Raw genomic sequence first — 26793 nt, 5'->3', positions numbered from 1 at the left:
CGTGCGGGTATGCGTGCCCGGGACGGAACGTTCCGCGCCGGGCCGGGGCAGGAGACGACATCACCGGCCCGCGCCGGAGAATCGGCCCGGGCCCGAGGAACGGGGGGTGCATGAGCACGGAAGCGCGCCGCGCCTCCCTCCCCCCACGCCCCGACACCCCACCCAACTCTGCGGCTCCGCCCCGCCCCGGGACGCCGCCTTCGGCGAGGGCGGTTCAGTCCCAGGGCGACGAACGCCTGCGCTCCGGCGGTGAGCTGCGCGGCGACGCCTCGCTCCAGCCGGGAACGCCGTCTTCGCCGGAAGGTCCGTCCGGTACGGGTGAGCGCTCCGGGGGCGGACGCCGCCCGGACACCCCGCCGCGCCCCGCGGCGCCGCCGTCCACGGGAGCCCCGCCCCGCCCGGACGGGCACCCCGGCTCCCCGGGGCCCTCGGCCGCACCGGACCGTCGGCAGGCGCCGCCCCGCCCGACGGCGACGCCGCACAGCGGTGCCGCGGACAGCGGCCGCCCGCACGAATCCGCGTCCCCGGGCAGCGGTCGCGTACCCGCACCCCCCGCTGACGGCCGGGAGGGCGACTGGGCGGCGCCGCGCGGGGAGGGAAACCGCGCAGAGACGCGTCGGGCCAGTGACTCGTACACCCCGCACACCTCGGACGGCGCCCCACACCACTTCCCGCGTTTCCGGGCCACCGATTCCGCGCCGCCGCCCCGGGCGTCCGCCCGCTTCCCGGACACCCCGCCGACCGTCGGCCGCGAGGCCGGTGAGGGAAGCGGCACGCCGCGGACACCGCACCGGACGACGCCCGCGTCCCCGTCCGTCGGCCCCGGCGCCCCCGCCGAGGCCTCCCGGGCGGGCGCCGCACCCGCCCCGTCGCCCCGCCGCCGTCCTGCCGTGCCCGCGACGCCCGCGTCCCCGTATGCCGGGGAGCCCTCCGGGAGTGGCACGCCGCAGACACCGCACCCGACGACGCCCGCGTCCCCGTCCGTCGGCCCCGGCGCCCCCGCCGAGGCCTCCCGGGCGGGCGCCGCACCCGACCCGTCGCCCCGCCGCCGTCCTGCCGGGCCCGCGGAGCACGCGTCCGAGACGACCAGGCGTCTCCGCCCCGTCCCGGCGGAGCCGGAGCCGGATCGGGCACCCGCACCGGAGTCCGCAGCCGCGCCCCGCCCCGCCCCCCGCCCTGCGGACGAGGCGGCCGCCGCCCCCGACCCCGCGCTGTCCTGGAGCGCCCCGGTGGCCCCGGGCGACGGGCGGCCCTGGGTGTCGTTCGGGGAGCCCGAGGGGTACGACGGACTCGCCCGGCCGCGTTCGCTCGGTGGGCGCGGCAGGCCCCAGGCGGTCGCCGCGGCCGTCTGCCTCGTACTCGGGCTGGGACTGGTCACCGGCGCCGTGACCGGCAGCTGGCTCGCCGGGGACTCCGGGGACGGCGGCGCGCGCGACGCGTTCGCCGCGGCCGGGGACCTGTGGCACAGCGTGCCGGTCGACCAGCTCTTTCCGCCCACCGTCCAGGGGCGGGGCGCCGGCCCCGGTGGCGCCGACCGCACCTGGACCCGGGTCGCCGTCGCCCCGGACGGCGACTGCGCCGGCGCCTTCGACCCGCTGCTGGCCAAGGTGCTCGACCCGGTCGGCTGCACGCGCCTGCTGCGCGCCACCTACACCGACGCCACCCAGAGCCACGTCACCACCGTCGGCCTGCTCTTCGCCAAGGCCGACGCCGCCGCCATGACCGCGCTGGCCGGCCGGTTCGAGAAGGAGGGCCTGGGCCGCCGTGCCGACCTCATGCCGCTGCCGTACGCCGCCGAGGGCACCGTCGCCGCCGGGTTCGGTGCGCCGCAACGGGCCTCCTGGACCGTCTCTGTCCTCACCGACGCCCCGGTGGTCGTCTACGCCGTCTCCGGCTGGGCCGACGACCGCACCGTCGACGAGCCCGAGCCCGCCGAACAGGCCTTGGAATCCGGCGCCGCCTCGGCCCCCGCCCAGGCCGGCCTCGGCCACGAGGCGCAGGGCCTCGCCGACCGCGTCGAACGCGCCCTGCGGGGGAACGTCGGCGCGCCCACGGAGCACCCCTCGTGAACACCAACGGAACCCGTGCGACGGGAGCCCTGAGCCTCCTCCTCGCCGCCGCCCTCGTCCTGGTCCCGGCACCGGCCGCGCACGCCGACGGCATCCGCGCCCAGCAGTGGTCCCTGGACGCCATGCACACCGCGAAGGCGTGGCAGACCACCAAGGGCGCCGGCGTCACCGTCGCCGTCCTGGACACCGGCGTCGAGGCCGACCACCCGGACCTGGCCGGCAACGTCCTCACCGGCAAGGACCTGGTCGGCTTCGGCGCGAGCGAGGGCGACCGCGCCTGGGCCCGGCACGGCACCGCCATGGCCGGGATCATCGCCGGTCACGGCCACGGGCCCGGCAACTCCGAGGGCGTCATGGGCGTCGCCCCGGAGGCGAAGATCCTGCCCCTGCGCGTCATCCTGGAGGACGGCGACCCCTCCCGCGCCAAGGCCCGCAAGACCCGCGGCAACGCCCTCGCCGAAGGCATCCGCTGGGCCGCCGACCACGGCGCCGACATCATCAACCTCTCCCTCGGCGACGACTCGGCCTCCGCCCACCCCGAGCCCGCCGAGGACGAGGCCATCCAGTACGCCCTGAAGAAGGGCGTGGTCGTCGTCGCCTCCGCCGGCAACGGCGGCGAGAAGGGCGACCACATCTCCTACCCGGCGGCCTACCCGGGCGTCATCGCCGCCACCGCCGTCGACCGCTACGGCACCCGCGCCTCCTTCTCCACCCGCCGCTGGTACGCCACGGTCAGTGCCCCCGGCGTCGACGTGATCATCGCCGACCCCGACCACCGCTACTACGAGGGCTGGGGCACCAGCGCCGCCTCCGCCTTCGTCTCCGGCGCCGCCGCCCTGGTGAAGTCGGCCCACCCGGACCTCACCCCGGCCCAGGTCAAGAGCCTCCTGGAGGACACGGCCCGCAACGCCCCGGCCGGGGGCCGCGACGACTCCCGCGGCTACGGCTTCGTCGACCCCGCCGCCGCCATCGAGGCGGCCGGACGGCTGAAGCCGCAGGGCCTGAGGTCGGCGGCGTACGGCGAGAAGTACTTCGGCCCGGGCCCGGACGCCCCCGCCTCCGACGACGGCACCTCGGCCTGGGCGGCGCCCCTGGCGGGCAGCGCGGGCGGCGTCATGATCGTCGCGGCCGTCGTCCTGTGGCGCGGCCGCCGCGAACGCTACGACGACTTCTGACCCTGGTCGGCGCTGCCCGCCGACGCGAACACGGACACCGCCGCCTTCGCCGCCTCCTCGGTCAGCGAGACCCCCTCCGCCATGGTCGTGCTGCCCCGCGAGACCACCGCGACCAGGAGGTCGTGGCCACCGGACGTGACCCGGCCGATGCTGTTGACCACCCACAGCCCGGTGGTGCTGCGCCGCAGCCAGCCGTTCTTCAGCGCCCACGCCGAACCGTCGGCCGCCGCCGACACCCCCCAGCGCTGCCCCGGGGCTATCCGCTCCATCAGCCCCCGCACATACGCCCGTGACGCCTCGCTCAGTTGCGAACCGTCCGCCACGAACACCTGCCGCAGCAGGGCGACCTGATCGGCGGGCGTCGTCTGCGTCATCCCCCACACCGGTCCCTCACCGCCCTCGGTCGAGGTCAGCCCGAAACGTTCGTTGGCCGCGTCGAGCCCGTCCGCCTTCCCGATCGACTCCCAGAGCGCGGACGTCGACGCGTTGTCGCTCTTCTCGATCATCGCCACGGCGTACGCCTTCTCCGCCGCGGTCAGCGTCCGCCCCGCGTCCTGTGCCTGGAGAAGCAGCGCGGCCAAGATGTCGACCTTGACAATGCTCGCCGTGGCGAAGGGGCCCGCGCCGTACGAGGCGCCATCCTCGGTTTCCGGGTCGAGCACCGCCACCGCGATCTCGACGCCGTCCGCCACGGTCACCGACGACATGGCCGCGGCCAGCCGCGGGTCTCGGTCCTGGACCGGCTCGAGCGCCTTCACCGATGCCTCCGCTGATGCCTTCACCGACGCCTTCCCTCCTGCCGGTACCGCGGCCGACGAGGGCGCGGCGTCACCCGCGCCGGAGCGCGCGTGCCCTGGCCAGTACACCGTCCAGGCGGCCGTACCGCCCGCGACACCGAACGTGACCAGGGCACACCACATCAGGGCGCGTCGCCGCCGCGCTCGTCGGACCCGCCGGGCTTGCCGTCTTCGCTGGACTCTGGAAGGCTCCATGGCCGCGATCTTAGGCATGGGCTTCACGCTCGGTGACGCGGAGTAGGAGTGGCCCAGCAGCCGTGAGAGGCCGGTGAGGACGGCCGTCCGGCCCCCGATAGGCTCGGGGACCGTGGCGAACAAGAACATCCCCGACTCCGCCTTCTCCGACGACGACGGCTCCGCCGACCCCCGGCTGAGCGCCGCGCTCGCCGCCTGGGCCGAGGACCGCACCGCCCTGGCACCCGTGCTGGAGGCGCTGAAGAGCGCCCGGCTGCTCGTGCCCGTGGTGGCCGTCCTCGGTGAGGTGGAGGAGGACGAGAACGGGCTGCGCCGCGAGAAGACCAGCGACATGGCCGTACCGACGCTCAAGGCCGGCGGCCGGACCGGGCTGCCCGCCTTCACGTCCACCGAGTCGCTCGCGCGCTGGGACCCGAAGGCCCGCCCCGTGGCCGTACCCGTGCATCAGGCGCTCCAGGCCGCCGCGCACGAGAAGGCGGACACCGTCGTCCTGGACCTGGCCGGACCGGTGCCGTTCGAGCTGACCGGACGGGTGCTGCTCGCACTGGCCGAGGGACGTACGACGACCGACCCGCTCGCCGACCCGGCCGTCGCCGACGCCGTACGCGCCGCCCTGGCCGCCGAGCCCGCCGTGCTGCGCGCGCACCTCGGGCCGGGACAGGCCGACGGCACCCTCGCGCTGCTCCTGGACCCCGGGGCCGAACCGGCGCGGGCCGCCCGTGCCGTCGCCGAGCGGCTGGCCGCCGACGAGACACTGAGGGCCCGCCTGGTGCGCGGCCTCGACCTGGCACTGCTGCCGGCCGGGGCGATGCCGCCGGGCGAGCCCTTGTACGTGCGGGGCAGCTAGGCCCTGTCCGGCGGATCATGCCGCAGACGCGTGGGCCGGCACGCCCTCCCCCACTGCCTGAAGGGCGTGGGAGGTGCCCCCCCAGCGGCGTTGTCGTCGGTTGCCGACTCCCGCACGCTCGGCTTCGCTCGCGCTCACCTGCGCCGACGAGGCGCCGCACCTTTCCTGCGACCTGAATCCGCCGGACAGGCCCTGAGCTCGGGCCGGCCGGAGCCGTTTCAGCTGTAGACCGGGCCGGTGTACTTCTCGCCCGGACCCTGGCCCGGCTCGTCCGGGACGAGCGACGCCTCGCGGAAGGCCAGCTGGAGCGACTTCAGGCCGTCGCGCAGCGGCGCCGCGTGGAACGAGCTGATCTCGGTCGCCGTCGCGTCCAGCAGACCGGCCAGCGCGTGCACCAGCTTGCGGGCCTCGTCCAGGTCCTTGTGCGCCTCGCCCTCCTCGGTCAGTCCGAGCTTCACGGCGGCGGCGCTCATCAGGTTGACGGCGACCGTCACGATCACCTCGACGGCCGGCACCTCGGCGATGTCGCGGGTCATGGCGTCGAAGTCGGGATTCGCCGAGGATTCAGGAGGGGTCTCACTCATGCCGCTCACGATAGGCGCAGGGCGGCCCGCCGCCCCACTCGGTCTCGGTTAGCCGTTCCCCCGCCGAGCTGCTAACCTTGTGTAACGACCGGTCGGACACGCGCGCCCCACGGCAGCGAGCCCGGCCCACAAGTGGAGGCTCCGAACTCCCACCTGGCCGTCCTCAGGACGGCGGGTCACCGGTCAGGCGGTCCCGTCCCAGCGGCGGCGGCCGGCCCGAAATCGCGCCCCGCGATCACATCGCGGCGGTGCTCCGGTAGTAACGAGGAGCCCCGCCTGTGATCGTCCGGGGCATTTTTGTTGCGCCGGCGCGGTTAGGTCTATCGAACACAGACGTTACGCGGCTGTCCGCCAGACCGTCGCGTGGTGCTACCGAGGAGGATCCATCAGCGCCGAGCCCCGCATCAACGACCGGATTCGCGTTCCCGAGGTGCGACTTGTCGGTCCCAGCGGCGAGCAGGTCGGGATTGTCCCGCTTGCCAAGGCCCTGGAGCTTGCGCAGGAGTACGACCTCGACCTCGTCGAGGTCGCGGCGAACGCCCGTCCGCCCGTGTGCAAGCTCATGGACTACGGGAAGTTCAAGTACGAGTCGGCCATGAAGGCCCGTGAGGCGCGCAAGAACCAGGCGCACACGGTCATCAAGGAGATGAAGCTCCGGCCGAAGATCGACCCGCACGACTATGACACCAAGAAGGGTCACGTCGTCCGGTTCCTCAAGCAGGGCGACAAGGTCAAGATCACGATCATGTTCCGTGGTCGCGAGCAGTCCCGGCCGGAGCTCGGCTACCGACTGCTGCAGCGTCTCGCGGAGGACGTGGCCGACCTCGGGTTCGTGGAGTCGAACCCGAAGCAGGACGGCCGCAACATGATCATGGTCCTCGGTCCGCACAAGAAGAAGACCGAGGCGATGGCCGAGGCTCGCCAGGCGCAGGAAGCCCGCAAGGCGGACGCGAAGGCCAACCCCGGCAAGTCGCAGAACGCCGCGGAGACCGACGCCGTGGACGCCGAGGCCCCGGCCGAGGCTCCCGCAGAGGCGTGACCCCGGGGGGCTCCGGCCCCCAGGACGTAACCGATACAAGAGCGATGCTCCACCGTGCCCGGTTTCACGACCGGGCATCGGAGCGCCACCGACGAGGAGAGAACGGCGCTATGCCGAAGAACAAGTCGCACAGCGGTGCCAGCAAGCGCTTCAAGATCACCGGCTCCGGCAAGGTGCTCCGTGAGCGCGCCGGCAAGCGCCACCTGCTCGAGCACAAGTCGTCCCGCGTGACGCGTCGCCTCACCGGCAACGCCGAGATGGCCCCGGGCGACGCCGCGAAGATCAAGAAGCTTCTCGGCAAGTGACGTACGGGCGCCACTGAGCGCCGTACGGCAGGACCGGGACCCATTCGACACCGGGCCGCGTGAGCACCACCGCGGCCCCGCTACAAGGAGTTAACAAGTGGCACGCGTCAAGCGGGCAGTCAACGCCCACAAGAAGCGCCGGGCGATCCTCGAGCAGGCCTCCGGCTACCGCGGTCAGCGTTCGCGCCTGTACCGCAAGGCCAAGGAGCAGGTCACCCACTCGCTGGTCTACAACTACAACGACCGCAAGAAGCGCAAGGGTGACTTCCGCCAGCTGTGGATCCAGCGCATCAACGCCGCTGCCCGCGCCAACGGCATCACCTACAACCGCTTCATCCAGGGTCTGAAGGCCGCCAACATCGAGGTGGACCGCAAGATCCTGGCCGAGCTGGCCGTCAACGACGCCAACGCGTTCGCCGCGCTGGTCGAGGTCGCGCAGAAGGCGCTGCCGAGCGATGTGAACGCGCCGAAGGCGGCGTGACGCTGCGCTGGCTTGAGCCGTAGTCGAAGGGACCCGCAGGCCTGAAGCCTGCGGGTCCCTTCGATTGCCGTTGTTCGGTTCGTCGTCTGCCGCGGGTCCGTTGGAGCTGGTCGCGCAGTTCCCCGCGCCCCTGAGGGGGCGCCTCAGCCCGCGTCGATTTACTTGTAAAGGTGAGTAGAGTGCGTCCCGCCTCCCCCGAGCTGATCTCCCCCCGGTCCCCCCGTGTGCTTGCCGCGCGGCGGCTGGCCAAGCGGAACTTCCGGGGGAAGGAGCGGCTGTTCCTGGCCGAGGGGCCGCAGGCCGTGCGGGAGGCCGCCGGGTACGGGGAGACGCTGGTCGAGCTGTTCACCACCGTCGAGGCGGCCGAGCGGTACGCCGACATCGTCGGGGCCGCACGGGACGCCGGGGCCCGGGTCCACCTCGCCGCCGAGGCGGTGATCGAGGACATCTCCACCACCGTCACCCCGCAGGGCCTGGTCGGGGTCTGCCGGTTCCTGGACACGCCGTTCGAGGAGATCCTCGCCGCCAGGCCGAAGCTGGTCGCCGTCCTCGCCCACGTCCGCGACCCCGGCAACGCCGGCACCGTACTGCGCTGCGCCGACGCCGCCGGCGCCGAGGCCGTCGTGCTCACCGACGCCTCCGTCGACCTGTACAACCCGAAGGCCGTACGCGCCTCCGTCGGCTCCCTGTTCCACCTGCCCGTCGCCGTCGGCATCCCCGTCGAGCAGGCCGTGGCCGGGCTCCGGGACACCGGGGTGCGTGTCCTCGCCGCCGACGGGGCGGGCGAGGACGACATCGACGCCGAGCTGGACGCGGGCACCATGGGCGGCCCCACCGCCTGGGTCTTCGGCAACGAGGCCTGGGGACTGCCGGAGGAGACCCGCGCCCTCACCGACGCCGTCCTGCGCGTCCCGATCCACGGCAAGGCCGAGAGCCTGAACCTCGCCACCGCCGCCGCCGTATGTCTCTACGCGTCGGCGCGTGCACAGCGCGCCGCCGGAGGGTGCCGCTCCGTCACCGAGGCCTAGTAGGGTGACCAGCTCAGGGCCCCCGCACGGCTGAGAGGTGGGGTACGGGGATGAGCGTCGGCACGAGCAGCGCACCGGGAGCACGGGAAGCGCCGCGTCCGCCCGCGCCGCGCACGCCCGGTGATCCCGCCGGCCTCGGCATCGACCCGGACCAGCTGCCCGACGGGCTCGTCGTCGCCGACGAGCACGGCCGCGTCGTCTGCTTCAACTCCGCCGCCGCGCGCATCACCGCCACCCCCGCCGACCAGGCCCTCGGACAGCGGCTGGAGACGGCGCTGCCCCTGGAGGACCTGGAGGGCGGGCGCTGGTGGCAGTTGACCGACCCCTACGGCGGCCTCGCCATCCGCGTCCGCCAGCCCGAGCGCAACCTCCTGCTGCCCGGCGGCCGGGAGGTCCTCGTCTCCGCCCGCTACGTCCGCGCCCAGCGCCTCGGCCCCGTCCACCGCGTCGTCGTCACCCTCCGCGACACCGAGGCCCGGCGCCGCACCGAACGCAGCCACGCCGAGCTGATCGCCACCGTCGCCCACGAGCTGCGCTCCCCGCTCACCTCCGTCAAGGGCTTCACGGCCACCCTGCTGGCCAAGTGGGAGCGGTTCACCGACGACCAGAAGCGGCTGATGCTGGAGACCGTCGACGCCGACGCCGACCGCGTCACCCGCCTCATCGCCGAGCTGCTCGACATCTCCCGGATCGACTCGGGCCGCCTCGAGGTGCGCCGCCAGCCCGTCGACATCGGCGCCGCCGTCGGCCGCCACATCCAGGCGTACGTCGCCGCCGGCCAGGAGGCCGACCGTTTCCTGCTCCGCCTCGCGCAGCCGCTGCCCGACCTGTGGGCCGACCCGGACAAGATCGACCAGGTGCTCAGCAACCTGCTGGAAAATGCCGTGCGGCACGGCGAGGGAACCGTCACCATTGACGTCACGCCCACGGAGTCACCCCGCGAGGGGGAGGACACCGGCACGTCGGTCACGGTGAGCGACGAGGGGGCGGGCATCCCGGAGGAGTCCATGAACCGCGTCTTCACCCGCTTCTGGCGGGGCAGCAAGCGCGGCGGCACCGGCCTCGGGCTGTACATCGTCAAGGGCATCGTCGAGGCCCACGGCGGCACCATCACGGTCGGACGAGCCGCCGGCGGCGGCGCGGAGTTCCGATTTACGTTGCCCGTGGCGGCACCGGCCTACCTGGCCTGAGCACCGCGGGCGCATTCGCCTCCCTCCGCCCCGTTAGACTCGGCCATTGGCACCTTTGTGTCCCGCAGGCGGAGACGCTCGACGCAGACGCTTCGTCCACGAGCCGGTGACGGGGACCATCAGCCAGCCAATCGGAAGCACGGGAAGAGATGTCGGCACCGAATAAGTCGTACGACCCTGTCGAGGTCGAGGCGTTGAAACCGGAAGAGATCGAGCGCATGCGGGACGAGGCGCTCGCCGCCTTCGCCGCCGCGGACTCCCTCGACGCGCTCCAGGAGGCCAAGGTCGCCCACACCGGCGGCACCTCCCCGCTGTCGCTGGCCAACCGCGAGATCGGCGCCCTGCCCCCGCACGCCAAGGCCGAGGCCGGCAAGCGCGTCGGCCAGGCCCGCGGCGCCGTGAACAAGGGCCTCGCCGCCCGCCAGGCCGAGCTGGAGGCCGAGCGCGACGCGCGCGTCCTGGTCGAGGAGGCCGTGGACGTCACGCTGCCCCACGACCGCGTCCCGGCCGGCGCCCGCCACCCGCTCACCACGCTCTCCGAGCGCATCGAGGACGTCTTCGTGGCCATGGGCTACGAGGTCGCCGAGGGCCCCGAGGCCGAGGCCGAGTGGTTCAACTTCGACGCCCTCAACATCGGCCCGGACCACCCGGCCCGCGGCGAGGCGGACACGTTCTTCGTGCGGGGCGAGCAGGGCGGCTCCGAGTCCGGCGTCGTGCTGCGCACCCACACCTCGCCCGTGCAGATCCGCTCCGCGCTCTCCCGCGAGCTGCCGGTCTACGTGATCTGCCCCGGCCGCGTGTACCGCACCGACGAGCTGGACGCCACGCACACCCCCGTCTTCCACCAGGTCGAGCTGCTCGCCATCGACGAGGGCCTGACCATGGCGGACCTCAAGGGCACCCTGGACCACATGGTCCAGTCGCTGTTCGGCGCGGAGATGAAGACCCGGCTGCGGCCGAACTTCTTCCCCTTCACCGAGCCGTCCGCCGAGATGGACATGCTCTGCTACGTCTGCAAGGGCGCGTCCGTCGGCAACCCCGACCGGCCCTGCCGCACCTGCTCCAGCGAGGGCTGGATCGAGCTGGGCGGCTGCGGCATGGTCAACCCGCGGGTGCTCACCGCCTGCGGCGTCGACCCCGAGAAGTACAGCGGCTTCGCCTTCGGGTTCGGCATCGAGCGGATGCTGATGTTCCGCCACAACGTCGAGGACATGCGAGACATGGTCGAGGGTGACGTCCGGTTCACCCGGCCGTTCGGGATGGAGATCTGATGCGGATCCCGCTTTCTTGGCTGCGGGAGTACGTCGACCTGCCGGCGACGGAGACCGGCCGTGACGTACAGGCCAAGCTCATTTCGGCCGGGCTGGAGGTCGAGACCGTCGAGCACCTCGGCGCCGACCTCAAGGGCCCCCTCGTCGTCGGCCAGGTGCTGACCATCGAGGAGCTGGAGGGCTTCAAGAAGCCGATCCGCTTCTGCACCGTCGACGTCGGCCAGGCCAACGGCACCGGTGAGCCCCAGGAGATCGTCTGCGGCGCCCGCAACTTCGCCGTCGGCGACAAGGTCGTCGTGGTCCTCCCCGGCGCCACCCTGCCCGGCGGCTTCTCGATCAGCGCCCGCAAGACCTACGGCAAGACGTCCCACGGCATGATCTGCTCCAGCGACGAGCTGGGCATGGGCGACGACGGCACCCACGGCATCATCGTGCTGCCGCCCGAGACCGAGGTCGGCAAGGACGCCATCGAGCTGCTGGAACTGGTCGACGAGGTCCTGGACATCGCCGTCACCGCCAACCGCGGCGACTGCCTGTCCATCCGCGGCGTCGCCCGCGAGGCCGCCATCGCCTACGGCCTGCCGCTGCGCGACCCGGCCCTGCTGGACGTGCCCGCGCCGAACGCCTACGGCTACCCGGTGAAGATCGCCGACCCGAGCGGCTGCGACCGCTTCACCGCCCGCACGGTGACCGGCCTCAGCGCCGAGGCGCGCTCCCCGATCTGGCTCCAGCGCCGGCTCCAGAAGGTCGGCATGCGCCCGATCTCCCTCGCCGTCGACGTCACGAACTACGTGATGATGGAGCTGGGCCAGCCCCTGCACGCCTACGACCGCTCCCTGGTCCAGGGCACGATCGGCGTCCGCCGCGCCGAGGAGGGCGAGACGATCGTCACCCTCGACGGCACCGAGCGGAAGCTGCACGCCGAGGACCTGGTCATCACCGACGACCGTGGCCCGATCGGCCTCGCCGGTGTCATGGGCGGCGCCAACACCGAGATCGCCGACCACGGCGACACCGAGAACGCGACGAGTGACGTGGTCATCGAGGCCGCCCACTTCGACCAGGTGGCCATCGCGCGCACCGCCCGCCGGCACAAGCTGTCCTCCGAGGCCTCCCGCCGCTTCGAGCGCGGCGTCGACCCGCAGGCCGCGGCCGCCGCCGCGCAGCGCACCGTCGACCTGCTGGTGCTGCTCGCGGGCGGCACCGCCGAGGCCGGCGTCACCGAGATCAGCGCCCCGCCCGTGCCGCACACCATCACCGTGGCGGCCGACCACCCCGACAAGGTCGCGGGTGTGGCGTACGGGCGCGAGACCGTCGTACGCCGCCTCCAGGCGGTCGGCTGCGACGTGTACGGGCAGGACGAGCTGATCGTCACCGTCCCGTCCTGGCGGCCAGACCTCGACGACATCAACGACCTCGCCGAAGAGGTCATCCGGCTGGAGGGCTACGAGAACCTGCCCTCCACGCTGCCCCGGCCCCCGGCGGGCCGCGGCCTGACCGCCCGCCAGCGGCTGCACCGCCGGGTCGGGCGTGCCCTGGCCGGTGCCGGTTACGTCGAGGCGCCGAACTACCCGTTCGTGAGCGAGCAGGTCTTCGACCAGCTCGGCCTGGACGCCGACGACCCGGCCCGCCGCGTCGTCAAGCTGGTCAACCCGCTCAGTGACGAGGAGCCCGCGCTGCGGACCTCGCTGCTGCCGGGCCTGCTCGGCGCCCTGCGCCGCAACGACGGCCGCGGCTCGCACGACCTGGCCCTCTTCGAGACCGGCCTGGTCTTCCACCCGCGCGACGAGCAGCGCGTCGCCGCCAACCTGCCCGTCGACCGGCGCCCCAGCGAGGACGACCTCGCCGCGCTGGACGCCGCGCTGCCCGACCAGCCGCGGCACGTCGCCGTCGTCCTGGCCGGCGCCCGCGAACAGGCCGGCTGGTGGGGCAAGGGCCGTCCGGCCGACTGGGCCGACGCGGTCGAGTCCGCCCGGACCGTCGCCCGCGAGGCCGGCGCCGAACTGGGTATCCGCAAGGGCCAGTACGGGCCGTGGCACCCGGGCCGCTGCGCCGAGCTGTTCATCACCGTGGACGGCGAGGACCGCGTCGTCGGACACGCCGGTGAGCTGCACCCGCGCGTCCTGAAGACGCTGGGCCTGCCCGCGCGCACCTGCGCGATGGAGCTGGACCTCGACGCGGTGGCGGGCGTCGGCGACGACACCCCGCAGGCGCCGGGCATCTCCACGTTCCCGGTCGCGACGCAGGATGTCGCCCTGGTCGTCGAGGAGTTCGTCCCGGCGTCGGAGGTCGAGGCGGCGCTGCGCGAGGGCGCGGGGGAACTGCTGGAGTCCATCCGGCTGTTCGACGTCTACGCCAACGCGGAGCAGCTGGGTGAGGGGCGCAAGTCCCTCGCGTACGCGCTGCGCTTCCGCGCGGGGGACCGGACGCTGACGGTCGACGAGGCGTCGGCCGCGCGCGATGCCGCGGTTGCCCTCGCGGGCGAGCGGGTCGGAGCGGTGCTGCGCAGTTAGGGGTTCGCGTTCGCCCGAGGGGCGGGGGGCTTCTGCCGATTGGCGACTGCGGGTAGCCGGTGGCTGGTCGCGCAGTTCCCCGCGCCCCTGGGGGACGTCACCCTGACGCCGATAAGGGGCGCGGGGAACTGCGCGAGCAACCACGACGCGCCCCGCACTCGACGACGCACCCGCACCCTGAACGGCGTTCACTCGCCCCGCACAACCGGCGGAGCCGTCCGCCCCGCCACGGAGTGTCGGGCAGGCAGCTGGGCGGACGGCGTGCACTCGGGCCGCCGCACTGTACGAGGGGGAGCCGGCGGCCCGGCCGGCCTCTTTCGAGGCCCTTCAGTCAACCGGCCCCGAACTCTCCGCGACAGCGCGCACACGCTGCGGATGCGCGTACTCCGTTCACACCCCGTGTGAAGACCGACGCACTACGCTGTCGGCACCGAGTCACCGGGGGCACCCATGCAGCCCAACACCCTGCTCGACGCGATCCTCGACGAGGCCGGGATCTCGCACGCGGGACTGGCCGCGCACGTCAACCAGGCGGGCCGGGCCCGGGGGCTCGTACTGAGGTACGAACACACCGCCGTCGCACGGTGGTTGAAGGGGCAGCGGCCGCGCGGCCAGGTGCCCGACCTGATCTGCGAGGTCCTCGCGGCCCGGCTGCACCGGTCCGTCACCCTCGACGACATCGGCCTCGGTGTCCCCGGCGAACCGGCCGCCCCGCACACCGGTTCACTGTCCGGGTTCGTGGAGCGGGCCACCGCCCTGTGGCGCTCCGACCAGCAGCGGCGCCCGCACATCCTCGGCGCCCCCGCGCTCACCGGCACGCCCGCCGTGATGCCGGTGTGGGAGTGGGAGAACCCGCCCGAGGACGTCGACGTCTCACGCGGCGGCCGGCACCCAGTCACCCCGGCCGACCTGGAGTTGCTGCGCTGCGCCCGTGCCCACTACGAGCAGATGTACCGCAAGGCCGGCGGCATGGCGACCCGCTCCCGCATCGTCGGGTTCCTCAACTCCGAGGCCGCCCCGCTGCTGCGCGGCAGCTACACCGACGCCACCGGCCGCCAGCTCCACCGCGCCACCGGCGGCCTGGTCGCGGTCGCCGGCATCTGCGCGTACGACTCCGACGCGCACGGCCTCGCGCAGCGCTACTTCCACCAGGCCCTGCGGCTGGCGAAGGCCAGCGGCGACCGGGGCCTCGGCGCCTACGTCATCGCGCTGCTGGTCAACCAGGCGCTGTTCATGCGGGAGTACCGGCAGGCCGTCGCCTTCGCCGAGGCCGCCCTGCGCACCGCCGGTCCGCACACCACCCCGGCGCTCGCCTCCGACCTGTACGCGATGCAGGCGAAGGCGTACGCCCACCTCGGCGACGGCACGAGCGCGCTGTCGTGCATCCGGCGGGCCGAGCAGGCCGCCGAACGCATCCGGCGGGGCTACGAACCCGACGAGACCGGCTATGTCCAGCCCGGGCTGGTCAACGTCCAGGTGGCGGAGGCGCTGCTGAGCCTCGGCGAGCTGACGGCGGCGGCCGAGCACGCCGCCGCGGCCGTCGACAACCCGGCGCACGACCGCGGCCGGGTGCACCGGCTCGCCATGCTCAGCACGATCGAACTGCGCCAGGGCAACGCCGACAAGGCGGTGGCCACCGCGGTGGAGATGACCGAACAGGCCCGGGGAATGGAGTCCCAGCGCCTGCGCGACCGACTCCGCGCGGTGCGCGAGCACCTGGTGCGCAGCGGCTGCGCCGGTACGGCCGAGGCCGCCGAACTCATCGACGGTGCGCTGCGCGTACCGCTCTGACGTCCCGGCCCGGGCCCCATTGCGCCACCGCTGCGCCCAGAGCGGGCACCGTGCGCCTGCTGTGGGGCCGCTCCGGCTGCGATATTGCCACCTACCTCAGGAAAGGTGGCAGAACCGTGCAGTGGACGAAGCAGAACGAACAAACTGTGTACTCAAACCGCTGGTTCAGCGTCAATCTGGCCGATGTCGGGCTGCCGGACGGCCGGCACCTCGACCACTTCCTCATACGCATGCGCCCCGTGGCCGTGGCCACGGTCGTGAACGAGGCCGACGAGGTCCTCCTGCTGTGGCGGCACCGCTTCATCACCGACAGCTGGGGCTGGGAACTCGCGGCCGGCGTAGTCGAGGACGGCGAGGACGTCGCGGTGGCGGCGGCCAGGGAGCTGGAGGAGGAGACCGGCTGGCGGCCGGGGCCGCTGCGCCACCTGATGAGCGTGGAGCCGTCCAACGGGCTCACCGACGCCCGGCACCACGTCTACTGGGCCGGGGAGGGAACGTACGTCGGACACCCCGTGGACGACTTCGAGTCGGACCGCCGGGAATGGGTCCCCCTCAAGGTCGTTCCCGACCTGGTCGCCCGCGGGGAGGTCCCGGCCGCCAACATGGCGGCCGCGTTACTCCTGCTGCACCACCTCAGGTCCCAGAGCCGTCAGCCGTAGGTGTAGAAGCCCGAGCCGCTCTTGCGGCCCAGCCGGCCCGCGTCGACCATGCGCTGGAGCAGCGGGGGAGCGGCGTACAGCGGCTCCTTGTACTCCTCGTACATCGAGTACGCGACCGAGGCGACCGTGTCCAGGCCGATCAGGTCGGACAGCTTCAGCGGGCCCATCGGGTGGGCGCAGCCCATCTCCATGCCGTTGTCGATGTCCTCGCGGCTGGCGATCCCCGACTCGAACATCCGGATCGCCGAGAGGAGGTAGGGGATGAGCAGCGCGTTGACCACGAAGCCGGAGCGGTCCTGGGCGCGGATGGCGTGCTTGCCGAGCACCTTCTCGGTGAACAGCTGAGCCCGGCTGAGCGTGCCCTCGGAGGTGGTGAGCGCCGGGATCAGCTCGACCAGCTGCTGCACGGGGGCCGGGTTGAAGAAGTGGATGCCGATGACGTGGTCGGGCCGCGAGGTGGCGACGGCCAGCTTCACCAGCGGGATCGAGGAGGTGTTGGAGGCCAGGATGGCGTCCGGCCGGGTCACGACCTGGTCCAGCACCTGGAAGATCTCGGTCTTGACCTGCTCGTTCTCGACGACGGCCTCGATCACCAGATCACGGTCGGCGAACTCGCCGAGGTCGGTGGTGAAGCTCAGCCGCGCCTGCGTCGCGTCCCGCTCCTCCTCGGTGATCTTCCCGCGCTCGGCGGCCTTGGTCAGCGAGTTGTACAGCCGGGTCCGGCCGATCTCCAGCGCCTCGCCGGTGGTCTCGGCGACCATCACGTCCAGACCGGAGCGGGCGCACACCTCGGCGATGCCCGCTCCCATCTGACCGCAGCCCACCACGCCGACGCGTGCGATATCTCCCGAGATGCCGGTCACATCGTCCCTTTCGCTGACTCCACGGCTGGCAGCACGCACGCCGGGGTCCCCGGTGCCTGCTCCGATCGAGCACGTTACCCCCGAATGGTCACGGATCCGTCTCCCGGGTCCGGCATGCTGAGTGCCCGTACACGATCCGTGACCGTGCGGATCCGCAGCGTTCAGGAGGTCTCCCCATGGGCGGTGTCTCGCGTCGTGCCTTCGCGGTGGCGGCGTTGTCGGCGTTCACGATGGCGCCCCGGGCGTCGGCGACGCCGGTTCCCTCGGCCGTACCGGGCCCCGCGGAGGGACCCCGCGGGGGCGGCGTGGCCACCGCCGGGATGCGAGGCATGTGGCTGGCCACCGTGGCCGGCCGCGACTGGCCCAGCCGCGCGGGGCTGCGCGCGGCCGAGCAGCGGGCGGAGCTGGTCGAGTACCTCGACACGGCGGTCCGGCACGGACTCAACACGGTGATCTTCCAGGTGCGGCCCACGGCCGACGCGCTGTGGCCCTCGGCGTACGAGCCCTGGTCGGAGTACCTGTCCGGCAGCCAGGGCCGGGACCCGGGCTGGGACCCGCTGGGCACGGCCGTCGAGGAGGCGCACGCCCGCGGCCTGGAGCTGCACGCCTGGTTCAACCCGTACCGCGTCGCCACGCACGACGTCCCCAGCCGCCTGGTGCCGTCCCACCCCGCGCGCAAGCACCCGGAGTGGGTGGTGCCGTACGGCGGGAAGCTCCACTACAACCCGGGGCTGCCCGAGGTCCGGGCCTTCGTCCAGGACGCGATGATGGACGCCGTCGAGAAATACGCCGTGGACGGCGTCCACTTCGACGACTACTTCTACCCCTACCCGGTGGCGGGCCAGAGCTTCGACGACGGCGGGACGTTCAGCACGTACGGCGGCGGCTTCGCGGCCAAGGCGGCCTGGCGGCGGAACAACATCGACCTGCTGGTGCGCGAGACCGCGGAGCGGGTGAAGAAGATCCGGCCCGCCGCCCGCTTCGGCGTCAGCCCCTTCGGGGTGTGGCGCAACGCCGCCACCGACGCCGCGGGCTCGGACACCAAGGCCGGCGTGCAGACCTACGACGACCTGCACGCGGACACCCGTAAGTGGGTGCGCGAGGGCTGGATCGACTACATCGTGCCGCAGCTGTACTGGCACATCGGTCTGGAGGCCGCCGACTACGCCGAGCTCGTGCCGTGGTGGGCGGAGGTGGCCAGGGGGAGCCGGACCGAGCTGTACGTCGGCGAGGCGCTGTACAAGGCCGGTGACCCGGCGCAGGGCGCGGCCTGGCAGGACCCGGCGGAACTCTCCCGGCACCTCACCCTCGCCCAGCGGCACCCCGAGGTGCGCGGGCACGTCTACTTCTCGGCGAAGGACGTGGCCGACGACCGGATCGGCGCGATGGCACGGGTGAACGCCGACCACTACGCGCGGCCGGCCCGCGCCCCGCGCCCCTGAGAAGTAGGGCTACAGCCGGATCTCCCTGTGCCGGATCTCCGAGTCGGGGCCGGGCGAGCACACCGCCTCGTGCCCGTCCTCGAACCGGACCCGGTACGGGGGAGCGCCTTCCTTGCCCATCACTTCGACGATCTCCGCGACCTTGTCGTGCTCACCCACCACCCGGCCGTGCTGGATCAGCTGGTCGCCCTTGGTTGCGTGCATCTGTGAGGCCTCCTCACGTGTGTGCCGCTCAGCCCCGGGCCCGCTGGGTGACCGCGATGCACACCAGTACCGCCGCGGCCGTCAGCGGAGCGGCCACCGTCAGGTGCTCGCCCAGGAGAAGTACCGACCACACCAGTGTGAGCAGCGGCTGCGCCAGCTGCAACTGGCTGGCCTTCGGAATGCCGATCGCCGCCATGCCCCGGTACCAGACGACCAGCCCAAGGAACTGCGAGCCCACCGCCACCCACAGCAGCCCGGCCACCCCGTGCCCCGTCAGGTGCACCGGCTCGAACGACAGGGCCACGGCCGCCATCGGCACCGTCACCGGCAGGCACAGCACCAGCGCCCAGCCGATGACCTGCCAGCCCGGCATCACCCGGGCCAGCCGTCCGCCCTCGGTGTAACCGGCCGCGCACACCAGCAGTGCCCCGAAGAGGTAGGCGTCGGCCGTGGTCAGGGCGCCGCCGCTCTGCTGCACCGTGAAGGCGATGACCGCCGCCGCGCCCGCCAGCGCCGCGATCCAGAAGGTGCGCGAGGGGCGGGTGCCGATGCGCAGCGCGGACAGCAGCGCGGTGGTCAGCGGAAGCAGCCCGACCACGACGGCGGCGTGCGCGGTCGTCGAGGTCTGCAGGGCGAGCGTGGTCAGCAGGGGGAAGCCCAGGACGACGCCCGCGCCCACCACCGCCAGCCCGAACCAGTGCCGCCGCTCGGGAAGGGGCACGCGCAGTGCCAGCAGACAGCCCCCGGCGATCACCGCCGCGAGGATCGAGCGCACGGCGATGAGGGACCAGGGGCCGAAGCCCTCCAGCCCCCAGGCGGTGGCGGGGAAGGTGAGCGAGAAGGCGACGACGCCCAGGGCCGCCTGGAGGGTGCCGAGGGACCGGATGCCGGACGCGGTGTCCGGGCTGTCCACTGCTATCGCCGAAGGGCGGGTAGCGCTACTCTGTGCTCTCATGCAAGAGCGTAGCAGTGTCGCTGACCTGGTGAACCAGCTGAGGAGTGAGCTCGACCGCTACTCTCCCGGCGGAAAGCTCCCCTCCAGCCGGGCCCTGGTCGACCGTTTCCGGGTGAGCCCGGTGACCGTCTCCCGCGCCCTGGCGCAGCTGGCCGCCGAGGGGCTGGTGGTCACCCGGCCCGGCGCTGGTGCCTTCCGCGCCCGGCCGCGCTCGTCCGCGACGTCCGGCGGCGACACCTCCTGGCAGGAGGTCGCGCTCAGCGCCGACGGCGCCGCCGACCTCGTACCGCGCTCGGTGGACGCCTCCGGGGTCCTGGTCTCGCTGGCCGCCCCGCCGCCCGGCGTCGTGGAGTTCAACGGCGGCTACCTGCACCCCTCGCTGCAGCCGGAGCGGGCGATGGCGGCGGCCCTGTCCCGGGCCGGGCGGCGGCCCGGTGCGTGGGGCCGGCCGCCGATGGAGGGGCTGCCGGAGCTGCGGGAGTGGTTCGCGCGCGGCATCGGCGGGGCCATCACGGCGGCGGAGGTGCTGGTCACCTCGGGCGGACAGTCCGCGCTGACCACCGCCCTGCGCGCCCTCGCCCCGCCCGGCACCGCCGTCCTCGTCGAGTCCCCGACGTACCCCGGCATGCTGGCCATCGCCCGGGCGGCCGGCCTGCGCCCCGTGCCGGTCCCCGTCGACGCGGACGGAGTGCGTCCGGCGCTGCTCGCCGACGCCTTCCGGGCGACCGGCGCCCGCGTCTTCGTCTGCCAGCCCCTGTTCCAGAACCCGACCGGCGCCGTCCTCGCCCCCGAGCGGCGCGGCGAGGTGCTGCGCATCGCCCGCTCGGCCGGCGCCTTCGTCGTCGAGGACGACTTCGTGCGGCGGCTGGTGCACGAGGACGCGGGGCCGCTGCCCGCCCCGCTCGCCGCCGACGACCCGGACGGCGTCGTGGTGCACGTCTGCTCGCTGACCAAGGCGACCTCGCCGAGCTTCCGGGTGAGCGCCCTGGCCGCGCGCGGACCGGTGCTGGAGCGGCTGCGGGCCATCCAGGTCGTCGACACCTTCTTCGTGCCCCGCCCCCTCCAGGAGGCGGCACTGGAGCTCGTCGGCTCGCCCGCCTGGCCCCGCCACCTGCGCGCGGTCTCGGCGGAGCTGAAGGCCCGCCGGGACGCGATGACGTCCGCCCTGCGCCTGCACCTCCCTGAGATCTCCCTGGCGCACATTCCCTCCGGCGGCTACCACCTGTGGCCCCGGCTGCCCGAGGGCACGGACGAGACCGCCCTCACCGCGGCCGCCCTGCGCGCGGGCGTCGCGGTCACCCCGGGCCGCCCGTACTTCAGCGCCGAGCCCCCGGCCCCCCACCTGAGGCTGAGCTTCGCGGCGGTGGCGGGCGCCGGCGAGATCGCGGAGGGTGTACGGCGCCTGCGCACGGCCTGCGCGGAGGTGTGGGGGCGGCGCCCGTGAACCCCGCGGGCTCGACGCGGCCCCGCCACCCTGCGAGCATCCCCGCATGATCCCCACGCCGAGCCTGCCCGAGGGCTACGAGATCTCCACCGACCCGCACCGCATCGACGCCGCACGCGTGCACCGCTGGCTGTCCACCGACGCGTACTGGGCGCTCGGACGCTCCCGGGAGAAGCAGGACCGCGCGATCGAGGGCTCGCTCAACTTCGGCGTCCACGAGGAGCTGACCGCACAGCAGGTGGCGTACGCGCGGGTGATCACCGACCGGGCCACCTTCGCCTGGCTGTGCGACGTGTACGTTGACCCCTCGGTGCGCGGCAAGGGCATCGGCACGGCACTGGTCGCGGCGGTGCGCGAGCACCTGCGGCCGTACGGACTGCGGCGGATCCTGCTGGCCACGCACGACGCGCACGGCGTTTACGAGAAGCTCGGCTTCACGGCACTGGACCGGCCGGACCAGTGGATGGCGCACACCTTCGGCCCGTGAAGCCGGGCGCACCCTCGGTAACCCACAAGTAACACCTCTTGACCTGCGGACCCCCGCGCAGCACCATCACCGCATGGCGCTTCGGGTCACGTTCGTCGCGGCCGCACGCAGCTCACCGCTGCTCGCGGAGCGCTTCGACGACGACCGGCCGCTGGACCAGGCCGGCTGGGACGAGGTACTGCGGGTGGCGGGCGACCTGCTGCCGCTCGCGGCGGCCGAGCTGCGCTACTGCTCGCCGACGCCCCGCAGCCGCGCCACCGGTGACGCGATCGGCTGCTGCCCCTTGGTGCAACTCGCACTCAGGGACTGCGACATGGGCCGCTGGCGCGGACTGACCCTCGGCGAGGCCATGGCCCGGGAGCCCGGGGCCGTCGATGCCTGGCTCGCCGATCCGCGGACCGCGCCGCACGGCGGGGAGTCGCTGCTGGGCTTCATCACCCGCGTCGGCGGCTGGCTCGACACGCGCCCCGGCGAGGACGGCGACCGCATCGTCGCCGTGGCCGAGCCGTCCGTGATCCGGGCCGCTCTGGTCTACGTCCTGAAGGCGCCGCCCGCGACGTACTGGAACCTGGACGTGCGCCCGTTGTCGACCACGACCGTCACCGGTCGCGCGGGCCGCTGGAACCTCCGTCTGGAAGGAGCCGCTGCCTAGGGCCCGTCCGGCAATCATGCCGCAGACGCGGGGGCCGGCACGCCCTCCCGCACTCTCGACTCCGCTCGAGCGCAGGGACCCCCATGCGCGGGAGGGGCCCCCATCGCCCCAGCTCACCCGCGCCGACGAGGCGCCGCACCTTTCCTGCGACCTGATCCGCCGGACAGGCCCTAACCCGCCTCGCGGGTGTAGTCCGTGACGAGCAGCAGGTCCTTCGCCGGGCCGCCCACCCGCCACACGGTCCGCCAGCGGTCCGGGTCCCGGACGGTGAACTCGCCGCGGTAGAGGTCGGCGGCGCACGGATGGTCGGCCACGTGCCGGCCCGACGTCAGGTCCAGGCCGTGGAAGGGCCGCCCGTCCGCGAAGCGCACGTCGGCGGTGCCGGGCCCGGCCCCCGGTGCGTAGCGCAGCGTCCGCTCGGCGGGGCGGGTCACGCCCTGCCAGGTGAAGGCCCCGGACTCCCGGCTCAGCAGCCCGCCGTCCGCGAGCGCGTCGAACGCCGTCGCGCCATCGAAGCGGCCCTCCGCCCCGCTCGCCAGGTCCCGCACCGTCCGCTCGGTGCGCCACCGGCCCGCGAGATACGCCAGCACGTCCGGCACCGGCCACAACTCGCCCATTTCCACCCGCTTTCCGCCTCCGGCCCCCTGGTTGCCGCGCGACCCATTGACGCGCCTCCACCCCCTCTCTATCTTGCCGTTCGAAGTGCTGACCAATGTCCGATATTTCGAACGACCAGAGAGCCGCGGAGTATCCATGTCATCCCTGTCACGCACCCGCTGGAGAGTCGGTCTCGGCGCGACCGCCCTCCTGACGGCGTCCGCCCTGCTGCCGTCCCCCGCGCACGCGGAGGCCGCCGCCACCGACTACACGATCACCGTCGACCCGTCCGCCGAGGGCGCCGCGATCGGCGACACGATGTACGGCGTCTTCTACGAGGACATCAACCGGGCCGCCGACGGCGGACTGTACGCCGAGCTGGTGCAGAACCGGTCCTTCGAGTACTCGACCGCCGACAACGCCTCGTACACGCCGCTCACCTCCTGGACGGCCGACGGCACCGCCGAGGTCCGCGACGACGCCGGCCGCCTCAACGAGCGCAACCGCAACTATCTCTCCCTGGGAGCTGGTTCCTCCGTCGCCAACAGCGGCTACAACACCGGAATCCACGTGGAGAAGGGAAAGAAGTACGACTTCTCGGTGTGGGCCCGCGCCGGGAGCGGCACGACCCTCACCGTCACCCTTGGGGACGCGGCGGGCCCGCTCGCGAAGACGCGCCAGGTCGCCGCCGAGGGGGAGTGGCGCAAGTACACCGCCGCCTTCACCGCGACCCGCACCAGCAACCGCGGCCGCCTCGCCGTCGCCACCACCGCCCCCACGGCCCTCGACATGGTGTCCCTCTTCCCCCGCGACACCTACAAGGGCCAGTCCAACGGCCTGCGCAAGGACCTCGCCGAGAAGATCGAGGCGCTGAACCCCGGCTTTCTGCGCTTCCCGGGCGGGTGCCTGGTCAACACCGGCTCCATGGAGGACTACAGCGAGGCGAGCGGCTGGGAGCGTGAGCGCAGCTACCAGTGGAAGGACACCGTCGGGCCGGTCGAGGAGCGCGCCACCAACGCCAACTTCTGGGGCTACAACCAGAGCTACGGCCTCGGCTACTACGAGTACTTCCGCTTCGCCGAGGACATCGGCGCGATGCCGCTGCCCGTCGTACCGGCCCTGGTCACCGGCTGCGGCCAGAACAAGGCCACCGACGACGACGCGCTGCTGAAGCGGCACATCCAGGACACCCTGGACCTGATCGAGTTCGCCAACGGCGCCCGGACCAGCGAATGGGGCGCGAAGCGCGCCGAGATGGGCCACCCGAAGCCCTTCGGCCTCACCCACATCGGCGTCGGCAACGAGGAGAACCTCCCCCGGGAGTTCATGGCCCGCTTCGAGCAGTTCCGCGCCGCCATCGAGGCCGAGCACCCGGACATCACCGTCGTCTCCAACTCCGGCCCGGACGACTCCGGCACCACCTTCGACACCGCCTGGCAGCTGAACCGCGAGGCCGGCGTCGACATGGTCGACGAGCACTACTACAACAGCCCGCAGTGGTTCCTCCAGAACAACGACCGCTACGACTCCTACGACAGGAACGGCCCCAAGGTCTTCCTCGGCGAGTACGCGTCCCAGGGCAACGCGTGGCGGAACGCGCTCTCCGAGGCCGCCTTCATGACCGGCCTGGAGCGCAACGCGGACGTCGTCGAGCTCGCCTCCTACGCCCCGCTGCTCGCCAACGAGGACTACGTGCAGTGGAGCCCGGACATGATCTGGTTCAACAACCACGCGTCCTGGGGCTCGGCCAACTACGAGGTCCAGAAGCTCTTCATGAACAACACCGGCGACCGGGTCGTCCCCTCCACGGCGACCGGCACACCGGCCGTCAGCGGCCCCATCACCGGCGCTGTCGGCCTGTCGACGTGGGCGACCAGCGCGGCGTACGACGACGTGCGGGTGACGTCGGCGGACGGGGAAACCCTGCTCTCCGACGACTTCTCCGGCGACGCGTCGCAGTGGAGCCACACGGGCGCCGGCTCCTGGACCGTCCAGGACGGCGCGTACGTCCAGACCGACACCGCGGCCGAGAACACCATGGTCACGGCCGGTGACCCGGCCTGGCAGAACTACGACCTGCACGTGCGGGCCACCAAGAAGTCAGGCAACGAGGGCTTCCTGATCGCCTTCGGCGTCAAGGACACCGGCAACTACTACTGGTGGAACCTGGGCGGCTGGAACAACACCCAGTCCGCCGTCGAACAGGCCTCGGACGGCGGCAAGTCGACGCTTCTGTCCAAGGCGGGCTCGATCGAGACGGGCCGCGCCTACGACATCGACGTCAAGGTGCGGGGCCGCCAGGTGACCCTCTACCTCGACGGCGAGGAGTGGGGCAGCTTCACCGACGACAAGCCCGCCGAGCCGTTCCGCCAGATCGTCACCGAGGACGACCGGACCGGCGAGCTGATCGTCAAGGTCGTCAACGCCCAGGACACGGCGGCCCGCACCGCCGTCGACCTCGGCGGCGCCAAGGTCGCCCGCAAGGCCCGCGTCACCACGCTGGCCGCCGACCAGGACGCCGTGAACACGGAGACGGACACCCCGGTCACCCCGGTACGGTCCACCTTCTCCGGGGTGGCGAGCGAGTTCACGTACACCTTCCCGGCGAACTCGGTGACCTTCCTGCGGATCAGGCAGCGGTAGTCATCGGCCGGCCTGGGGCGGCCTCACCAGTGGGCGCGGTCGTCCCAGGCCTCGAATCCGGCGAATGCCGGCGGCGCCCTCTGCGGAGCATGGCGCGGCCACACGACCAGTCTCCTCGACGCTCATTGGTGGCAGAACACGCACCCCTCCCAGTACGGCAGCCCGCTCAGCACCCGGTGCCGTACGCAGCAGGCCATGAGGGGCGTGTCCGGGAGCGCGTCGTCGGGGTCGGCGTCGGCGGGGTCGAAGGCCGCGACGATCTCCCGGAACCGCCGTACGTACCCCTCGGCGAACGGCGGCTCGTAGTCCAGCTCCTCCCACCGGTGGCGCCGCGCCGCCAGATCCAGAACGTTCAGCACGAACGCCTTCGCCGCAGCCCGCTCCTCACTCGTGGCGCCCCAGTCGAGGTCCGCCAGGTCGAACCCGACGGCCCCGTGCCCCATCATGCTCTGGTCCTGCATCGCCACCAGCGCCGCGAACCGGTGGTCGCAGGGCCCGTCGGCCAGTGCCGACACGGCGAGGGTCAGCACGTCGACGAAGACGGCGGTGCCCCCGTTGGACAGGTACAGGGTGTCGCCGCCGGCGCCGAACGTGTTGCCCATGGCGGGCAGGCTACGGGGTGACCGAGCACTTCGTCGGAGGACCCGGGCGGCTCAGGCGTCCAGGGGGCGCCAGGCGAGGCCGGTGCCGTCCCGCCGGACATGTCCGAACACCACGTCGGCGAAGTGGATACCGAAGCCGATCGTGCCGGGCTCTTCCAACTCGGAGACGAGACGCCGGCGATGGCCGGCGGCCCGGGCGGGATCGTGGTCGAAGGCCGAAGACCATTCGGGGTGGTCGATCTGGATCGGCGAGTGCAGGGCGTCGCCGAAGGCGATCAGCCGCTGACCACCTGAGGTGATCATGTACTCGGCATGCCCGGCTGTGTGGCCGGCGGTGATCCGCATCCGTACACCCGGGAAGATTTCCTGCCCGTCCGCCACCGTACGGACGCGCGCCGCGAGCCCGGTGACCTCCTCGGCCATGCCGTCCGCCGCAAGCAGGTCGCACTGTGCCCATTCCGGCTCGGACACAAGGTAGTCGGCATGGGCGAACGCGGACCGGGCGCCGCCCGGGGCGGGGTGCCAGGCCCAGCCGATGTGATCGGGGTGGAGATGGGTGAAAGCGACCGCTCCGATGTCCTCGGGCCGTCGGCCGAGTCCGGCCAGGCTGTTCAGGAGCGCGCCCCCATGGATGGCACCGCGCGGTCCGTCCGGCGCGGGCGGCCAGGACTGAGGCCCGAACCCAGCGTCGATCAACAGTGCGCGGTCGCCGTTCTCCACCAGCAGGCCGCCGATGCTCGCCACGAGACTGCCGGACTCGTCCAGGAACTCGGGACGGTCGGCCCACACCTCGTCGGTGGTGTCGGGGAACAGATCACGCGGCCTGAGCCGCACCGCCCCGTCCGGCACGTAGGACACCCTCGTGTCGCCCAGTCGCACCGAACGGATGCCCGCCGGCCGCCGCAGTCGCTCATCCCGGTCAATCGTGGAGTACGCCATGGCGTCACCATAAACATCAAG

General features: G+C 73.0%; 25 protein-coding genes. 17 read left to right on the top strand and 8 right to left on the bottom strand.

Annotated features, from left to right (window positions below; all coding sequences use genetic code 11):
• The first annotated feature begins 890 nt into the window (after positions 1-890).
• Together AMK11_RS28295 and mycP are read left to right on the top strand one after the other, a co-directional pair.
• Entirely contained in the window at positions 891-2069 is a 1179-nt protein-coding gene (locus AMK11_RS28295) for a hypothetical protein (protein ID WP_241847101.1), read from the top strand.
• On the top strand, positions 2066-3244 hold the full coding sequence (gene mycP, locus AMK11_RS28290; protein WP_073730909.1) for a type VII secretion-associated serine protease mycosin: 1179 nt from the start codon (positions 2066-2068) through the stop codon (positions 3242-3244). Before AMK11_RS28295 ends, mycP begins: the two co-directional genes overlap by 4 nt.
• Here the strand turns inward: mycP and AMK11_RS28285 are convergent.
• Positions 3229-4236, bottom strand: a complete 1008-nt coding sequence (locus AMK11_RS28285) for a serine hydrolase (RefSeq protein WP_073730908.1) — start codon at positions 4234-4236, stop codon at positions 3229-3231. The two genes, mycP and AMK11_RS28285, sit on opposite strands and share 16 nt — an antisense overlap.
• Positions 4237-4348: 112 nt before the next feature.
• Here AMK11_RS28285 and AMK11_RS28280 point away from each other — a divergent pair, with 112 nt between their 5' ends.
• Positions 4349-5083, top strand: a complete 735-nt coding sequence (locus tag AMK11_RS28280; RefSeq protein WP_073730907.1) for an SseB family protein — start codon at positions 4349-4351, stop codon at positions 5081-5083.
• Positions 5084-5301: 218 nt separating this feature from the next.
• Here AMK11_RS28280 and AMK11_RS28275 read toward each other — a convergent pair whose 3' ends face one another.
• Positions 5302-5667 carry a DUF1844 domain-containing protein gene (locus AMK11_RS28275; RefSeq protein ID WP_073730906.1) on the bottom strand — a complete coding sequence of 122 codons (366 nt, stop codon included), beginning with the start codon at positions 5665-5667 and terminating at the stop codon, positions 5302-5304.
• 385 nt (positions 5668-6052) lie between these two features.
• Here AMK11_RS28275 and infC point away from each other — a divergent pair, with 385 nt between their 5' ends.
• The 9 genes from infC (at position 6053) to AMK11_RS28230 (ending at position 15944) form a co-directional block, all read left to right on the top strand.
• Positions 6053-6706: a translation initiation factor IF-3 gene (infC, locus tag AMK11_RS28270; RefSeq protein WP_079187748.1), complete on the top strand. Its 654-nt coding sequence runs from the start codon at positions 6053-6055 to the stop codon at positions 6704-6706.
• Positions 6707-6816: 110 nt separating this feature from the next.
• The gene (rpmI, locus tag AMK11_RS28265; RefSeq protein WP_003977225.1) at positions 6817-7011 is read left to right on the top strand and encodes a 50S ribosomal protein L35; all 195 of its coding nucleotides are present in this window, start codon (positions 6817-6819) and stop codon (positions 7009-7011) included.
• Between the two features lie 97 nt (positions 7012-7108).
• Positions 7109-7492, top strand: coding sequence for a 50S ribosomal protein L20 (gene rplT / locus AMK11_RS28260; RefSeq protein ID WP_016642495.1), 384 nt, complete (start codon positions 7109-7111; stop codon positions 7490-7492).
• Between the two features lie 179 nt (positions 7493-7671).
• Positions 7672-8520, top strand: a complete 849-nt coding sequence (locus tag AMK11_RS28255; RefSeq protein ID WP_073730904.1) for a TrmH family RNA methyltransferase — start codon at positions 7672-7674, stop codon at positions 8518-8520.
• Between the two features lie 50 nt (positions 8521-8570).
• The gene (locus AMK11_RS28250; protein ID WP_073730903.1) at positions 8571-9710 is read left to right on the top strand and encodes a sensor histidine kinase; all 1140 of its coding nucleotides are present in this window, start codon (positions 8571-8573) and stop codon (positions 9708-9710) included.
• A 149-nt stretch (positions 9711-9859) separates the two neighbouring features.
• Positions 9860-10981, top strand: a complete 1122-nt coding sequence (gene pheS / locus AMK11_RS28245) for a phenylalanine--tRNA ligase subunit alpha (protein ID WP_073730902.1) — start codon at positions 9860-9862, stop codon at positions 10979-10981.
• Entirely contained in the window at positions 10981-13494 is a 2514-nt protein-coding gene (gene pheT / locus AMK11_RS28240) for a phenylalanine--tRNA ligase subunit beta (protein ID WP_073730901.1), read from the top strand. Before pheS ends, pheT begins: the two co-directional genes overlap by 1 nt.
• A 450-nt stretch (positions 13495-13944) precedes the next feature.
• Entirely contained in the window at positions 13945-15285 is a 1341-nt protein-coding gene (locus tag AMK11_RS28235; RefSeq protein ID WP_073730900.1) for a transcriptional regulator, read from the top strand.
• A gap of 116 nt (positions 15286-15401) precedes the next feature.
• Positions 15402-15944: an NUDIX hydrolase gene (locus tag AMK11_RS28230; RefSeq protein ID WP_073730899.1), complete on the top strand. Its 543-nt coding sequence runs from the start codon at positions 15402-15404 to the stop codon at positions 15942-15944.
• On the opposite strand, the gene AMK11_RS28225 is transcribed toward AMK11_RS28230, so the two are convergent.
• Positions 15935-16807: a 3-hydroxybutyryl-CoA dehydrogenase gene (locus AMK11_RS28225; protein WP_073730898.1), complete on the bottom strand. Its 873-nt coding sequence runs from the start codon at positions 16805-16807 to the stop codon at positions 15935-15937. The two genes, AMK11_RS28230 and AMK11_RS28225, sit on opposite strands and share 10 nt — an antisense overlap.
• Positions 16808-16983: 176 nt before the next feature.
• Between AMK11_RS28225 and AMK11_RS28220 the strand changes: the two genes are divergently transcribed.
• Complete coding sequence (locus tag AMK11_RS28220; RefSeq protein ID WP_073730897.1) at positions 16984-18249, top strand: glycoside hydrolase family 10 protein; 1266 nt, start codon at positions 16984-16986, stop codon at positions 18247-18249.
• Between the two features lie 9 nt (positions 18250-18258).
• Here AMK11_RS28220 and AMK11_RS28215 read toward each other — a convergent pair whose 3' ends face one another.
• A complete protein-coding gene (locus AMK11_RS28215; protein WP_073730896.1) occupies positions 18259-18453 on the bottom strand; it encodes a DUF1918 domain-containing protein in 195 nt (64 codons plus the stop codon).
• Positions 18454-18481: 28 nt separating this feature from the next.
• The gene (locus tag AMK11_RS28210) at positions 18482-19408 is read right to left on the bottom strand and encodes a DMT family transporter (RefSeq protein ID WP_073730895.1); all 927 of its coding nucleotides are present in this window, start codon (positions 19406-19408) and stop codon (positions 18482-18484) included.
• Here AMK11_RS28210 and AMK11_RS28205 point away from each other — a divergent pair.
• The 3 genes from AMK11_RS28205 (at position 19407) to AMK11_RS28195 (ending at position 21991) form a co-directional block, all read left to right on the top strand.
• Complete coding sequence (locus AMK11_RS28205; protein WP_073730894.1) at positions 19407-20852, top strand: aminotransferase-like domain-containing protein; 1446 nt, start codon at positions 19407-19409, stop codon at positions 20850-20852. The two genes, AMK11_RS28210 and AMK11_RS28205, sit on opposite strands and share 2 nt — an antisense overlap.
• Before the next feature lie 46 nt (positions 20853-20898).
• Positions 20899-21339 (top strand): GNAT family N-acetyltransferase, encoded by a 441-nt coding sequence (locus AMK11_RS28200; protein WP_073730893.1) that lies wholly within the window; start codon positions 20899-20901, stop codon positions 21337-21339.
• 73 nt (positions 21340-21412) lie between these two features.
• A complete protein-coding gene (locus AMK11_RS28195) occupies positions 21413-21991 on the top strand; it encodes a histidine phosphatase family protein (protein WP_073730892.1) in 579 nt (192 codons plus the stop codon).
• A gap of 170 nt (positions 21992-22161) precedes the next feature.
• Here AMK11_RS28195 and AMK11_RS28190 read toward each other — a convergent pair whose 3' ends face one another.
• Positions 22162-22608 (bottom strand): DUF6314 family protein, encoded by a 447-nt coding sequence (locus tag AMK11_RS28190; RefSeq protein ID WP_073730891.1) that lies wholly within the window; start codon positions 22606-22608, stop codon positions 22162-22164.
• A gap of 136 nt (positions 22609-22744) precedes the next feature.
• On the opposite strand from AMK11_RS28190, the gene AMK11_RS28185 reads away from it, so the two are divergent.
• The gene (locus AMK11_RS28185) at positions 22745-25231 is read left to right on the top strand and encodes an alpha-L-arabinofuranosidase C-terminal domain-containing protein (RefSeq protein WP_198941477.1); all 2487 of its coding nucleotides are present in this window, start codon (positions 22745-22747) and stop codon (positions 25229-25231) included.
• 122 nt (positions 25232-25353) lie between these two features.
• On the opposite strand, the gene AMK11_RS28180 is transcribed toward AMK11_RS28185, so the two are convergent.
• Both AMK11_RS28180 and AMK11_RS28175 read right to left on the bottom strand, forming a co-directional pair.
• Entirely contained in the window at positions 25354-25833 is a 480-nt protein-coding gene (locus AMK11_RS28180) for a hypothetical protein (RefSeq protein WP_073730890.1), read from the bottom strand.
• A gap of 51 nt (positions 25834-25884) precedes the next feature.
• Positions 25885-26772, bottom strand: a complete 888-nt coding sequence (locus tag AMK11_RS28175; RefSeq protein ID WP_198941476.1) for an MBL fold metallo-hydrolase — start codon at positions 26770-26772, stop codon at positions 25885-25887.
• Positions 26773-26793 lie beyond the last annotated feature (21 nt).

It is taken from the genome of Streptomyces sp. CB02414, assembly GCF_001905385.1.
Lineage (GTDB): Bacteria > Actinomycetota > Actinomycetes > Streptomycetales > Streptomycetaceae > Streptomyces.
The sequence above is the reverse complement of the archived record's forward strand: the minus strand, read 5'-3'. Positions and strand labels throughout refer to the sequence as shown.

Excerpts from the sequence above, each read along its gene's own strand:
- AMK11_RS28285 (WP_073730908.1), bottom strand. The coding sequence starts at position 4,236 with ATGGAGCCTTCCAGAGTCCAGCGAAGACGGCAAGCCCGGCGGGTCCGA.
- AMK11_RS28275 (WP_073730906.1), bottom strand. The coding sequence starts at position 5,667 with ATGAGTGAGACCCCTCCTGAATCCTCGGCGAATCCCGACTTCGACGCC.
- rpmI (WP_003977225.1), top strand. The coding sequence starts at position 6,817 with ATGCCGAAGAACAAGTCGCACAGCGGTGCCAGCAAGCGCTTCAAGATC.
- AMK11_RS28250 (WP_073730903.1), top strand. The coding sequence starts at position 8,571 with ATGAGCGTCGGCACGAGCAGCGCACCGGGAGCACGGGAAGCGCCGCGT.
- pheS (WP_073730902.1), top strand. The coding sequence starts at position 9,860 with ATGTCGGCACCGAATAAGTCGTACGACCCTGTCGAGGTCGAGGCGTTG.
- pheT (WP_073730901.1), top strand. The coding sequence starts at position 10,981 with ATGCGGATCCCGCTTTCTTGGCTGCGGGAGTACGTCGACCTGCCGGCG.
- AMK11_RS28235 (WP_073730900.1), top strand. The coding sequence starts at position 13,945 with ATGCAGCCCAACACCCTGCTCGACGCGATCCTCGACGAGGCCGGGATC.
- AMK11_RS28220 (WP_073730897.1), top strand. The coding sequence starts at position 16,984 with ATGGGCGGTGTCTCGCGTCGTGCCTTCGCGGTGGCGGCGTTGTCGGCG.
- AMK11_RS28215 (WP_073730896.1), bottom strand. The coding sequence starts at position 18,453 with ATGCACGCAACCAAGGGCGACCAGCTGATCCAGCACGGCCGGGTGGTG.
- AMK11_RS28205 (WP_073730894.1), top strand. The coding sequence starts at position 19,407 with ATGCAAGAGCGTAGCAGTGTCGCTGACCTGGTGAACCAGCTGAGGAGT.
- AMK11_RS28210 (WP_073730895.1), bottom strand. The coding sequence starts at position 19,408 with ATGAGAGCACAGAGTAGCGCTACCCGCCCTTCGGCGATAGCAGTGGAC.
- AMK11_RS28200 (WP_073730893.1), top strand. The coding sequence starts at position 20,899 with ATGATCCCCACGCCGAGCCTGCCCGAGGGCTACGAGATCTCCACCGAC.
- AMK11_RS28195 (WP_073730892.1), top strand. The coding sequence starts at position 21,413 with ATGGCGCTTCGGGTCACGTTCGTCGCGGCCGCACGCAGCTCACCGCTG.
- AMK11_RS28190 (WP_073730891.1), bottom strand. The coding sequence starts at position 22,608 with ATGGGCGAGTTGTGGCCGGTGCCGGACGTGCTGGCGTATCTCGCGGGC.
- AMK11_RS28185 (WP_198941477.1), top strand. The coding sequence starts at position 22,745 with ATGTCATCCCTGTCACGCACCCGCTGGAGAGTCGGTCTCGGCGCGACC.
- AMK11_RS28180 (WP_073730890.1), bottom strand. The coding sequence starts at position 25,833 with ATGGGCAACACGTTCGGCGCCGGCGGCGACACCCTGTACCTGTCCAAC.
- AMK11_RS28175 (WP_198941476.1), bottom strand. The coding sequence starts at position 26,772 with ATGGCGTACTCCACGATTGACCGGGATGAGCGACTGCGGCGGCCGGCG.